The following is an 11964-nucleotide window of genomic DNA, read 5'->3' as shown; positions in this document are numbered from 1 at the left end:
GCTCCTTCTGTCTTCCTAGACGGCTGCGGTTTCAACGCGCTGGCGGACCGTGCGCTGCTCGATGTCCTTGACCCTGTTGCTTGCCTGCACCAACCGCTGGACGTAGACACCCGGGGTGACAATGTGGTTGGGATCCAGCTGGCCCGGTTGGACGATCACCTCAGCCTCGGCGATGGTCACTGCGCCTGCGGTGGCAACCACCGGGTTGAAGTTCCGGGCGGTGTAGCGGTAGATCAGGTTGCCGTCGGTATCGGCGGTGTGGGCGTGGACCAGCGCGACGTCGGCGGTGATGGCGCGCTCGCGGACGTACGTCACGCCGTCGAACTCTTCCAAGGGTTTGCCTTCGGCAACCAAAGTGCCCACGCCGGTCCGCGTGTAGAACGCCGGAATCCCAGCGCCGCCAGCGCGAAGACGCTCCGCAAGCGTGCCCTGCGGGGTGAACTCAACCTCCAGCTCGCCGGCCAGGTACTGCTCGGCGAAGAGCTTGTTCTCGCCAACATAGGATGCGATGACCTTCCGGACTTGCCCGGCCTCGATCAGCACGCCCAGGCCCTTGCCGTCCACGCCCATGTTGTTGGAGACGATGGTCAGGTCCTTCGCGCCCGACTCGCGGACGGCGTCGATCAGGTCTGCGGGGATGCCGCTCAGGCCAAAACCTCCGACGGCGATGGTCAGGCCATCTGCCATGAGGTCATGGAGCGCTGTGGGTGCGCTCGCGTGGATCTTGGACACGGGAACTCCTCTTTGAGTTTGGTTGGCTTCCACTTTGTGGACATTGCTTTCTTGCTTAGGAGCCTAGGTTTGGTCACCGCCAGGGTCAAGAAGCCGGAGGGTCAACCACCCATGGTGTGGACGGTAGACTGGATGCTGTCCATAATGTGGATGAAATCTCATTGGAGGGCACCGTGGTAGTTCAGGGAGCGCAGGTAGTGGGCCGGGTGGCGGCACTGCTGCGGTTGGTGGGTCGCAAGCCTGAAGGCACGTCCTTGGCCGGGCTGGTCCGCGAATCCGGGCTCACCCGGCCCACTGTTCACCGGCTGCTGGCGTCGCTGGCCGCCGAGGGCTTCCTGGAACATGATTCGTCCTCAGGAAAGTGGGTGCTCGGACCCGAGATCTTCCTGCTCGGGTCTGTCGCAGCTGCCCGTTTCCCCATGGAGGACATCGCCCGCCCATCCCTTCGCAGGCTGGCTACCGAGACGGGCGAGAGCGCGTTCTTCTCGATCCGGCGCGGCAACGAAACTGTCTGTGTGCTGCGGGAGGAAGGCTCGTTCCCGGTACGGTCGTTCGTGCTCCATGAAGGTGTGCGGTTTCCCTTGGGCGTTGCCTCCGCGGGCACGGCGATCCTGGCCTTCCTGCCCGCCGAAGAACAGGAAGCGCTGCTGGCCGAATGGGCAGAGCACGCAGGTGACTTTTCTGACGGCCATCCTGCTGACGTGGTGCGGGAGAATCTGGAGCAAACAAGGCTGGCCGGGTACTCAGTGAATCCCGGGTTGATCCTCGAAGGCAGTTGGGGGATGGGTGCTGCAGTCTTCGACCAGCAGGGCCGGCCGGCCTGGGCGTTGTCCCTGACAGGGATCGAACCCCGCTTCCGCCCGGAGCGCCAGGAATACCTGGGGAAGCTGCTGCTTGAGGAAGCGCACCGGATGACCGCACGGTTGCAAGGAACTAGCTGAGCTCCAGCCGCATCAACACTCTCGGAAAGCCGTTGAGTACGGACGTGGTTTCGGCGACCTTCTTGAAGCCGGCCTTCTCGAACAGCTTCCTTGTCCCCACATAGGCCATAGTCAGGTCCACCTTTCCACCCTTGTTGTCCACGGGGTAGCCCTCAAGGACGGGGGCCCCGTGGGCCCTGGCGAAGTCGATGGCTCCACGCAGGAGTTCGTGCGAGATGCCCTTTCCCCGATGCCCGGGCCGCACCCGGATGCACCACACGGACCACACCTCTGCGTCGTCCACGTGCGGGATCTTCCGGTTCGTTGCGAAACTGGTGTCGTTGCGCGGGTGGACCGCTGCCCATCCGACTACCTCGTCGCCGTCGTACGCCAAAACCCCGGGCGGAGGATCCTCGGCGACCAGCTTCTCAACGTACGCGCCGCGCTCTTCGCGTTGGAGGCTCAGGTTTAGCTTGGATGGGATGCGGTAACTCAGGCACCAGCACACATTGGAGCCGGGGTTCTTGGGTCCCACCATGGTCCTGACGTCATCGAACACCGTGGCGGGGCGAACTTCGATAGCCATCCGCCCATCCTGCCATCGGGATTGGCCGCTCCGCCAGAGAAACTGCTTTGTTAGACTTTCACGCCATCATCGCCTCAGGCCGATCCGCAAATGACCCGCCCGGGCGAGACGAACACCGAACACGGCGGCCGCGGGGTGTACTTCAAAGACCCCTCGGGACACGCGCTGGAACTGATCACGAAGCCGTACTTCTAGGGGGCTTTGCGTGTTTTTCTTTCCGGGAGAAGACTCGCTATCAGGCCGCTAACACTTCCTCAGGTCCCATCGGCGGTGAGCGTTCGGGCCCGTCTGTCCAGGGAAAGGATTGCGCCGGCAACCAATACAGGGGCGGCGGCCGCAAGGAATCCCCATTGAAGGGAACCGGCGAGAACCAGGCCGAGCAAGGCTATGGATGCCGGTTCAAGAATGACCCTGGGCAGTTCCAGTACCGAGCTGACCCGCCCCAGCAGGTGGCTCGGGGTGCGGGTCTGAATGAATGTTGGGAGGGACACATCGGTGCTGTAGGCGACGCCTATCCCGACCAAAGCGAGGATGATGGCTGCCACATATGGTTCTTTGGTCTGGCCCAGCAGGGCAAAGGCGACGCCTTCCACGAGTGTCATGGAAATGATGAGTAGGCCCCACCGCTGAGGGAGGCCGGTCACGGCGGCTGCAACGGTTCCGAGCAGCTGGCCTGCGCCCCATCCGGAGACGAGGATGCCAAGGGCAAGCGGCGAGTCACTGAGGGAAGTTGCCAGCATCGGCAGCCCGATGGCGAAGACTCCGCTCTAGCTCAGTGTGGCTGCACTGATAACCAGAAGGACTATGCGGGTCTCGTGCGTTGACGGCAATGGCCAAACCTGCGCCGCCCCAAGCAGTAAGGACGCCCCCTGCCATTGGGCCGACAATGAAAGCAGCCTGCGCGACTGCCCCTTGAACTGCGTTGCCTTGCGGAAGGTCTTGTTTGGGGAGCAGGCGCGGGAGCACGGCCTCACTGGCAGGCGCAAAGAAGGCGGAAGCAGTACCCGTGATGGCAGCGAGGACGTACAGCTGCCACAGTTGCACGGTGCCGGTAAAGCTCATGATCGATACCAATGCCATGGCGCCGGCACGCCCTAAGTGGCAGACGAGCATGACGCGACCTGGCGAGAAGCGGTCGGTCAGTGCACCGCCAAGCAGCAACAGCGTTCCCCGTGGTATCGCCTGAGCCAGCAGCACGCCAGCAAGTGCAACAATCGACCCCGTTGCTGTAATGACAAGCCAAGCCAGTGCGATAGAGAATGCAGCTTCGCCTGCCATCGCCAAGCCTTCGCCGAGCAGAACGCGACGGAACTTCGGGTACTGCTTCAGCAGGGTCAAAGGGCTTCGCACTTCACTCCTCTGGGCCTCATCGGCGCGTCCCAAAGAGAATGAGGTCTGATCGGCCGTCGTCCGCGATCACACGTCCCAGGTCATCCGGGGTGGCTTCACGAATCTGCATGGCCACAGCGTACCGGGCGAGCCGAAACACCACCTCGTCCACACACTTATGCCGACCCCATGCGTGAGGCAGTTTTATTTGATCAGTGCGTGGATGCCGAGTTCGTTGCAGATGTCCGCTGTACCTGGAATGACTCCTACCTTCCCATCAATGACGCATTCTGTGAGGAACGGGATGTAGTTACCGAAGGTCCGGATGCTGGGGTCGGGGTAGAGGAGGTTGCGGCCGCGCGTGCCGAAGAACTCCGCGCCCAATCGGCGAAACTCGCCCCCGAGATTGAGCGCCACCATGTGCCGGTGGAGTACCTGGCCAACCCCGCACTGACCAAAGCACTCCAGCTTGCCCACAACGCGAAAACACCCAAGGCACGAGAGGTAGCCGACTCCGAAATCAAAGAGCGGACGTTCCTCATCGGTAAGGACGGCGTCAACGGACCCGACATCGACCAGCTCCTTAAGGAAACCACCGCCAACGTCAACGGTGCAGGCGATGAACACTTCAAGAATCCCGCCTTCGTGGACGCAGCCAAGAACCTCCGCGAAGCCAGACTGCTGGCAGAGGGCCGATTCAAAGGATCCAAATGGTCCACCCAGGAACAGCGCTACGAGAGGGCTGAGAAGGAACTCTTCGCCCGCACGGAAGACGTCGGCCGGGAGATCGAGAACCGCGTCACCGGCAACGACACCAGCCGGCTAAAAGACCAAGGCCTGAAAACCGAAACCTCTGCACAGGCCGGCTACGGCTCCGCCGAGCACCACCAGAAATTCGCGGAATCACTCGCCGGCACAGACGCCAACGAAACGCAGATCCGCGGCAGACTCGCAGCCGCCCGCTCCGAGGGCACACACCCCAGCGCAGCCATAACAATCGGAGAGACCACCAAAGCCAGGAAGACTCGAGGAGGGGCAGCCTCGGGCGCCGAAAGAAGCAAGAACGGGCTTAGCCGCTAGTACTGAAGCATGGGAAAGGGAGAGACGCGTTAGGCGTCTCTCCCTTTTCGTGCAGGGCACACACAGACGGTTACGGACTCGCCTCGGACGACCGGGCATGCCCGAGTAGCATCAAACAACAGGCCTTGGGGGGTCGCATATGGATCGACTGCGTGACTTTGTTTCGTGGCGAATGCGCCACAGCCGGGTAGCTCATTTAGCCTTGGAAGGTTGGATTTAGATCTTTTTGGGAGACTGGATTGAAGCGGACGTTTCGGGGCTTGCCATTATCGGATTGTCTGTTTCTGGCTGTGCTGCACCGCTAGCAAAACCGCCGGCTGAAGCGACGAGTCAGCAACCGACTCCATCTCCTCGCAGAACTCTTAATGTTGCAGCCATGGAGGGCTACGATCTCGCCCATGCCAAGCGCGCTCTCGAAAAATTCGACGTCTCTTATTCGATCTGGGACGTCAACGGCACCCAGCTGGATGGGGCCGGCCCCGGGCAGCTGAAGGACGAGGCCTGGAGTTTCGTCCGTCTCGAACCGGCCGGAAATCCGGGATCCGGCGACGAAGTCCGTCTAATCATGGAACCCATGGTCCCGAAGCCCTCAGCCACCGCCGCACCGACTCAGCCGGCGGGAATCACGATTAGCTACGTCATCACTGCGGATGGGCCCATATCCAGTACCACGTTTGGGAACAGCCTTTATGGGAAGCTCAGCACCGAACAGGCCAATGATGTGAGCTCTCCATTCCAGAAGGATTATTTCTTCACCGAGTCACAGATCGAACGGGGCTACAACACCTTCGGCGTCACCGCACAGTCAGGGGAAGGAGCGACGACCATCACCTGTCAGATATTGCGCAACGGCGTCCAAACGGCGAAGCAAACGTCCACAGGTCCGTTTGCCGTGGTTTCTTGTCAGCACTAGTTCTTACGTCCAAGGACTAAGGCGAAGCCAACCAACCTCCGAGCCCCGTTTGATTTCGTGATCTCATCTGCACGACGATTGCCCTCATGACAAGTGAAACCTCCCAAGAATTAACGGCGGAAATTCCTGAATGGGTATCGAAAGTCCGGGCGATTGGTATCGACACCAATGCAGTGGGTAGGGGAGCTTTCAATCTCGCCCAGCTGCGGGGGCTTGCTCACCAGGCCAAGCAGCACGGCGCTATGGAGATTTGGATTGCCGAACCGGTGATTTGGGAATGGGCGGATCATCTGCGGGAGGACTGGTCTGCGCTCAATCAGGCCCGAAGTCGACTGGTCGCTGCCGGTATCAACGAGATTGATGCCCAACCAACAACGGTTGAGGAAGCATTGGAATTCGTTCTTCGCGGGATCAAAGAACTTGGTCCGCACGTCAAAGTAATTCCTATCGAGCCGGTAGTTGTGGAAGCTCTGAAAGACCAGATCCTGGTGCGTTTACCCGGCGAGAGGGTCACGCGGGAAGGCCGGGCCGTCAAAAACAACAAAAACGAGAAGTCCGTGAAGACCGGCGCCGCTGATAGCGCGATTTATCGCGCCTACCACCACCACTCCGGAAATAAGGGCGAAGCGTACGTAGTCCTCAGCAGCGACAGCGACCTTGCAAAGGCCCACAACAGCTGGGGTGTCAAAGACGTTAAGTCGTTCAAAAGTACCGATGCGCTGAACAAGCACATCTTCCGCATGACCCCGGCACCGGACTACCTGGTAGCGCGTTGTGCGGATTTCCTCCAAGGGGAGGTGGGTAACATCGACCTTACGTCCTTCGAATCGCCCAATAGTTTGATTGGAAGTATCGAGGAGGAGAGGCCACTTGCATTCGCGGCTACCGGCCCTAAGGTCCTTTTGGGTCTTTCGAACGCAAAGCTGGACAAGGTCTCCCAGATCGTCGAAGCGGAGGCATGCATCCTAACGGACCTGTATGGTCCTGAGGTGACTCGGGACATAGAGGGTGAAGACTACGAGGTTACGGGGACGAAACGGCTGTACTCGGATAGCGCGGTCTATATCGGCGTCACTTTCCAGGTGGACAAAGGGACAGTCAATAGCTTGGCGGTTGGCGCCGTGCGGCATACTTGGGCGATTCCAAGGGTAGAGACAGCATGGGATGATGACGGACCCTTGGCGGTCTTTGAGAACCTCACCGAAGTTCCGGGCCTAGCAGACTTTGACTGGCCTGTCTCGTTCTATGAAAATGAAACAACGGAAACGCTTGTTGATGGAGATGCTCTCGAACTCGATTTCAGTGGGAGTGCGGCGGACGATTGGGTCTTGACTGCCTCATATCGCGGTGAACAGGTTGAGGTTGTCGGAACCAACATGAATGACGGATTGCAACTTCGGGACTACCCTTCCATAGATAACACCATCGTTTTGTCAACGGATTCCAAAGTCGTGCCCGGTCATCCGAGTCTGGCCGTCAACGCACTGGTAATGCTGACACCCAAGCCTCGATGACAGAAAACCCATCCGGTGTGAGTTCAGATGGAGCACAGTCCGTCTGGCGTCGCAGGTTGGCCGCTGCGTTGAAGAAAAAGGGATATGAGTCAGATAGGAATGAGACACGCCCGACAGATACGTGTCCCAGTTCTTTCAGGTCATACTGCCGGGGGGCCTCCCATACCCGACGACTCACAAACTGGGATATCCAGCTTCCACAACCGGGGGCTCGCTAGGCGAGGGGGGTGGAAGTGTCGTTCCACGACGTGAGCGGTACCGCGGCGCCGAGGAGACGCTTTACGTGTGCTTGAACGTCGGGTCGGCTCTGAAGGTTTGCCGCTAGCGCCGCAGGCAACCAAGTTTTCCCCTTATAGGCACCCAAATCATGGCCGAAGCTCTCTAGCTCACCGGCTTCAACCACGACAACTCCTTGGTCTGCTAACCCGGCGACCAGCCGATGCACAGCACGTGGGTTCTCCACATTCACCCTCTGGAGTTCAGAGATCCCGTGGTGCTTCACTTCGTCCCAAGGACGGGATTGGGCTTTCATGGCGTCGTTGACAAGTTTACGAGCGTCCCCATCAAAGATCGCAAAGGCATCCTGGCTGACCAGCGATTCAAAAACTGCTTGCACTCTGGACCCCACAGTTACGGCATGTTCCAGGGGTGCGGCCGCATTCAGAGGCGCGACTACCGCATTCCAGTCCTCTTCCAAGCCGGCCCATTGGCCCCCTACCCCTTCAACGATATTCTTGAGCACGGTCTTCTTATCCAGCACATCCAAATCAGCGCAGGCTACGACGGGGACATTAAGAGACCTTAGTGCTTTCGCCAGCCGGGGCATGTTGCTGGTGCCGCCGGTGGGAATAAAGAGCACCTCTGTTGCTGGCATTGGTGACGGGACCTGAGGTGTCGTTGACGAGGCGTTCTCATATTCATCCAGGGCGGCCTCGTAGAAGCGGCAATCCCTTTCTGCTTCCGCCAGGATCACGACCTCGTGGAACAAGCCATCCAGCACATGGCTGTACTTAAGGATTGGATCCTTCATGATGGCGCGAAGGTCTTGCGACTTGAGCTGGTGGGCCCTCGTGGGCTTGTCTTGCTGCTTGACCAGGCGCACAACGGACAATGGAGCCTCAGCGTTTACCAGGCCGGCCATGATGTTTCGGTCGTGTGTCGCGAGGATCAGCTGTAAGCGCTTCTCCGCGGCGATCCTTCCCAAGACTTGCCCCAAGGCGAATGCCTGGGGTGGATGTAGAAACGCCTCAGGCTCGTCGATGATGAGAATGGGGTACGTGGCGGTGACGAGTGGAATAAGGATGTTGAGGAGACTTTTCATTCCGTCCCCTTGATCTGACAACAGAGGTAGCGACTCGACATCAAGTTGGTATGAGACGGGATCCTCATATTTTCCCTGGGGCCGCTCAACCGTAGGTGTCCCAACACGGAGCACAAGCGTAGGGTTCAGATCGTCTAGGTGTAGCCGCTTCTTAAGGATCTTGAATGTGATGGCATTGAGCTCGTCCATCAGCGTCTTGCTCTCACTCAAAAGCTGGAGCGGCTCTGTAGCCGGCGCCAGGACAGTTTCCTTCTGCCTGCCCGGATGGATGTCACGCTGCCCCGCGGGCAGATGCCGAACGAAGACCCCGAACAGCGATTCCATTCGGAACGATGCTCCATATCCGCCATGATCCGGAATTAGGAAGCCCTTGACAGGGATGCCGTGCTCGAAGCGTAGAAAACTAGCGTTCTCAGGCTGGTTCCTGTCGATGTTGAACTGTGCATGTTTGATCAGCCAGTCAGCGAAGTCGACTGGTTCACCCTCAAAGAGGCGCTCTACACTCCCGACTATTAGCCGAGGATTTCCATCATGGCCAAGGAGTAGCAGGTTCAGCTCACGGAGCATTGTGGATTTTCCACAGTTATTGGCACCGGCGATGACTGTGACGCCAGCGGGTTCGAACTCGATGCGATCACCACTTTGGAGATAGGTAGCCGTGACGCCGATGTTGACGTTCTGCGCGCTGCCTCTCTTCACACCATAAGCACTTAGAAGATCATCCAGCTGGGCTTCGCGTACCGTCATAGGAATAAACAGTAAATGATAGGGCTGCGGTGTCATGACCATTTTCCAAAAATGAACGCGACGTTGCCAGCGGTCGCTGCCGACGAAGAGCAGGCATGGGCTGCCAGTGCTCAAAGCCAGCGAGTCTGAGTAGGGTGATGCTCCAAAGTGGGAAGTCATCATGCAAAGGAGGCGGAAACGCAGAGGCATGCGAGGCCCAGGGTCGACCGGGCTGTTCGTAACCAGTGAAAGGCCATGGTGGGCTGCCGGTCCTGGCCTTTAGACAAGGCAAGTCCACCTAGAGATGGCGGCTTACAGTCCTTCGTAGAGACATCACTTCTATATAATCCGCTCCGCAGTTGTACTGTTTGGTTTGTGGAAAATAGAGAGCCTGGCATTCATTTCGGGTGGGTTGGCGTCCTTGCCGCTAGCGGTGTGGTTACGACCTATTTAGCTTTTTGGGGGCCCTTCATTCCTAATCTCGGCGACAATGCTGTAGCGGTATGGCAGTCCATCTTCACGAACTTCGGTGTAGGCGTTTTTTCTGCCGCTGTGCTTCTTCTGTTCGAACCCAAGCTCCGCAGGGTGATCACCAAGACAGTCTCAAAATCGGTCACAGAAGAAGTCAAGAAGGATGTGCGCGAAGCCGTCCAAGCCGACTTGGATGAACGATTGGCTCCCCTGTCCGACAGGATCAATTCACTCTACGATCAACGGCTTGCCGAACAGGACGCGGTCATTTCCGACCTCGCTAAGGATTTCACCCACGAGAAGGTGCTGGGTTCCTTCTTGGAGGCATCCAACGTAAGCGCCTTGGCCCAGGACTCCATAGTGGTCCAAGCCGAAGATGAACCGGGGCGCTTGCATATCGGGTTGCAGTGGAGGTTCCCCGACGAACTACAGCCCTACAACAATCCCGCTAGGAGACAGGCGCCACCGGAGGAGTATAAGGAACTGCACCTCAAGGCGTCTGGGGACGACGTTTGGGCAGAAGTTGTTTGGAGTTCTGACGAACACTTTGAAGAAGCCGCCATCAGGTTGGCGGAGGAAATGGCCCGCAGGCGCCAACGTGGCCTGGCCGAGAAAATCGACTGGAAACCTGTTCTTCCGCGGTTTGAGAAGTCGATTAGGTCCGCCATTGACGCCAGCAACAGAGTGCCGGGCTCGCTGCCGTTCAAGAGCGCTCTCGTGGAAGTTGCCGGGTCGGATTCTGCTCCTTGGTATCTGACTAGCGATGGCCTGCATCATCCGAGCCGGGACTGGTTTCTGCACCGACGGGATATCGGTGCCAAGCAGTCCTGGCTGAGTCACGAGCCCGAGAAGCACCCGGAAAAGCCTGAATGGGCCGATCTAAAAGAATGGAACTACATCCTCGACAGCGCCAAGTCTCATTTCACCCACTGGTGATAGCGCAACTCAGAATGTGCGTGTGTTCTATCCGGTTGAGTTCAAGAGGCTGCGGTCTCTAGCCCATCGTTGGATTTTAATGCGGAGTGAAGCTTTGGATGAGGCCAGCCGACCGCCTACATTCGCGGGACGACGGGCCGCGGGACAGATCTCGGTAGGGTCGGAAGATCGGCGAATTGGTACATCTGATGAGATACGCTGACCTCAACACGACATAACGCCAGTTCATGCCAGTTAAGCAGGGCGACCGGAAATACGTGAGAGAACCCACCTCATTCTGATTCGGATGTTTTCGCGGGTTAGCCGATGCAATCGGCGGCGTGCGCCGCGGTCCGCAGCCGTCGCGCCTGCGGCGAGTACCGGCGTCGAACGCTCCTCCCGCAACCAAGCCAGCGCCCACCACGAAAAGACCTGCCTTAAAAAACTTTTTCAATCCGCACCCATCCACCCCGTCGTGACCTCCGAATAGCTGGTGAGACACAAACCGAGAGCGATGCAGCCGCACCATTCCCAGCCCGTGTCCCACAACCCGATGGAACCAACGCCCAGGTCCCACAAAACAAGGAGAATGACATGTTGTCCACAAAGCGCCCCGCCCTCGCCTTCGTTGGCCTCACTGCAGCCGCCCTTCTCGGACTCACGGCCTGTGGTGGTTCAAGCACCACCAGCACCCCCGCATCCTCGTCGGCAGCCGCACCGTCATCCGCGGCTCCTTCCTCGATGGCACCGTCGCCATCCTCCTCGGCCATGGCCAGCACCGCCATGGACCCTGCCCGTGACCTCGTGGGCCCCGGCTGCGCCGGTTACGCCGCCCAGGTACCGAGTGGTGCCGGCTCCGTTACGGGCATGGCCCAGGACCCGGTAGCGGTAGCTGCGTCCAACAACCCGCTGCTGAAGACGCTGACCGCCGCAGTTTCGGGCAAGCTCAACCCCAAGGTGGACCTGGTTTCCACCCTGAACGGCAGCGAATTCACGGTGTTCGCACCGGTTGACGATGCCTTCGCCAAGATCGATCCCGCAACGATCGAAACGCTCAAGACGGACGACGCCCTGCTGAGCAAGATCCTCACCTACCACGTAGTCCCCGGCCAGCTGAGCCCGGACAAGATCGTCGGCACCCACAAGACTGTCCAGGGTGGCGAAGTGACCGTAGCCGGCACCAAGGACGCCCTCACGGTTAACGGAGCCAACGTGATCTGCGGTGGCGTCCACACCGCCAACGCAACGGTTTACCTGGTTGATTCGGTACTGATGCCCAAGTAGGCCTTACCGACTCGGTAAACAAACAAACAAAGCAGGCGCCGGGATCTGAACTGCTCCCCGAAAGTTGGACTGAAAATTCAGTTCTGACTTACGGGGAGCAGTTTGATGTTTAAGAGCAGTTCATTGTCCGAGGAACAGCGTGCGGCCGCGGTGGTGTTGTTCGGACGCGGTTG

General features: G+C 59.1%; 11 protein-coding genes. 6 read left to right on the top strand and 5 right to left on the bottom strand.

Annotated elements, in window-relative coordinates:
• Positions 1-15: 15 nt before the first annotated feature.
• Positions 16-732, bottom strand: a complete 717-nt coding sequence (locus tag LRQ04_RS10620) for a CoA transferase subunit A (RefSeq protein WP_235520131.1) — start codon at positions 730-732, stop codon at positions 16-18.
• Positions 733-905: 173 nt separating this feature from the next.
• Here LRQ04_RS10620 and LRQ04_RS10615 point away from each other — a divergent pair, with 173 nt between their 5' ends.
• The gene (locus LRQ04_RS10615; protein ID WP_235520130.1) at positions 906-1673 is read left to right on the top strand and encodes an IclR family transcriptional regulator; all 768 of its coding nucleotides are present in this window, start codon (positions 906-908) and stop codon (positions 1671-1673) included.
• Here LRQ04_RS10615 and LRQ04_RS10610 read toward each other — a convergent pair.
• The 3 genes from LRQ04_RS10610 to LRQ04_RS10600 form a co-directional block, all read right to left on the bottom strand.
• Positions 1666-2238: a GNAT family N-acetyltransferase gene (locus tag LRQ04_RS10610; protein WP_235520129.1), complete on the bottom strand. Its 573-nt coding sequence runs from the start codon at positions 2236-2238 to the stop codon at positions 1666-1668. The genes LRQ04_RS10615 and LRQ04_RS10610 overlap by 8 nt on opposite strands.
• Positions 2239-2492: 254 nt before the next feature.
• Positions 2493-2978: a hypothetical protein gene (locus LRQ04_RS10605; protein ID WP_235520128.1), complete on the bottom strand. Its 486-nt coding sequence runs from the start codon at positions 2976-2978 to the stop codon at positions 2493-2495.
• Positions 2956-3576: an MFS transporter gene (locus tag LRQ04_RS10600; RefSeq protein WP_235520127.1), complete on the bottom strand. Its 621-nt coding sequence runs from the start codon at positions 3574-3576 to the stop codon at positions 2956-2958. Before LRQ04_RS10600 ends, LRQ04_RS10605 begins: the two co-directional genes overlap by 23 nt.
• A gap of 180 nt (positions 3577-3756) precedes the next feature.
• Here LRQ04_RS10600 and LRQ04_RS10595 point away from each other — a divergent pair, with 180 nt between their 5' ends.
• From LRQ04_RS10595 to LRQ04_RS10585, 3 genes are all read left to right on the top strand, one after another.
• Positions 3757-4647 (top strand): hypothetical protein, encoded by an 891-nt coding sequence (locus LRQ04_RS10595; protein WP_235520126.1) that lies wholly within the window; start codon positions 3757-3759, stop codon positions 4645-4647.
• 376 nt (positions 4648-5023) lie between these two features.
• Complete coding sequence (locus LRQ04_RS10590; RefSeq protein ID WP_235520125.1) at positions 5024-5560, top strand: hypothetical protein; 537 nt, start codon at positions 5024-5026, stop codon at positions 5558-5560.
• A gap of 86 nt (positions 5561-5646) precedes the next feature.
• On the top strand, positions 5647-7074 hold the full coding sequence (locus LRQ04_RS10585; protein ID WP_235520124.1) for an SGNH/GDSL hydrolase family protein: 1428 nt from the start codon (positions 5647-5649) through the stop codon (positions 7072-7074).
• 214 nt (positions 7075-7288) lie between these two features.
• On the opposite strand, the gene LRQ04_RS10580 is transcribed toward LRQ04_RS10585, so the two are convergent.
• Positions 7289-9256: an ATP-dependent endonuclease gene (locus LRQ04_RS10580; RefSeq protein WP_235520123.1), complete on the bottom strand. Its 1968-nt coding sequence runs from the start codon at positions 9254-9256 to the stop codon at positions 7289-7291.
• A 240-nt stretch (positions 9257-9496) separates the two neighbouring features.
• Here LRQ04_RS10580 and LRQ04_RS10575 point away from each other — a divergent pair, with 240 nt between their 5' ends.
• Together LRQ04_RS10575 and LRQ04_RS10570 are read left to right on the top strand one after the other, a co-directional pair.
• Positions 9497-10528, top strand: a complete 1032-nt coding sequence (locus LRQ04_RS10575) for a hypothetical protein (RefSeq protein ID WP_235520122.1) — start codon at positions 9497-9499, stop codon at positions 10526-10528.
• Between the two features lie 573 nt (positions 10529-11101).
• Positions 11102-11791, top strand: a complete 690-nt coding sequence (locus tag LRQ04_RS10570) for a fasciclin domain-containing protein (protein WP_235520121.1) — start codon at positions 11102-11104, stop codon at positions 11789-11791.
• Positions 11792-11964 lie beyond the last annotated feature (173 nt).

It is taken from the genome of Paenarthrobacter sp. AR 02, from assembly GCF_021538675.1.
Lineage (GTDB): Bacteria > Actinomycetota > Actinomycetes > Actinomycetales > Micrococcaceae > Arthrobacter.
The sequence above is the reverse complement of the archived record's forward strand: the minus strand, read 5'-3'. Positions and strand labels throughout refer to the sequence as shown.

What these genes read in the sequence shown, in the direction of transcription:
- LRQ04_RS10570 (WP_235520121.1), top strand. Translation starts at nt 11,102, where the DNA reads ATGTTGTCCACAAAGCGCCCCGCCCTCGCCTTCGTTGGCCTCACTGCA.
- LRQ04_RS10590 (WP_235520125.1), top strand. Translation starts at nt 5,024, where the DNA reads ATGGAGGGCTACGATCTCGCCCATGCCAAGCGCGCTCTCGAAAAATTC.
- LRQ04_RS10585 (WP_235520124.1), top strand. Translation starts at nt 5,647, where the DNA reads ATGACAAGTGAAACCTCCCAAGAATTAACGGCGGAAATTCCTGAATGG.
- LRQ04_RS10595 (WP_235520126.1), top strand. Translation starts at nt 3,757, where the DNA reads ATGCGTGAGGCAGTTTTATTTGATCAGTGCGTGGATGCCGAGTTCGTT.
- LRQ04_RS10605 (WP_235520128.1), bottom strand. Translation starts at nt 2,978, where the DNA reads ATGCTGGCAACTTCCCTCAGTGACTCGCCGCTTGCCCTTGGCATCCTC.
- LRQ04_RS10610 (WP_235520129.1), bottom strand. Translation starts at nt 2,238, where the DNA reads ATGGCTATCGAAGTTCGCCCCGCCACGGTGTTCGATGACGTCAGGACC.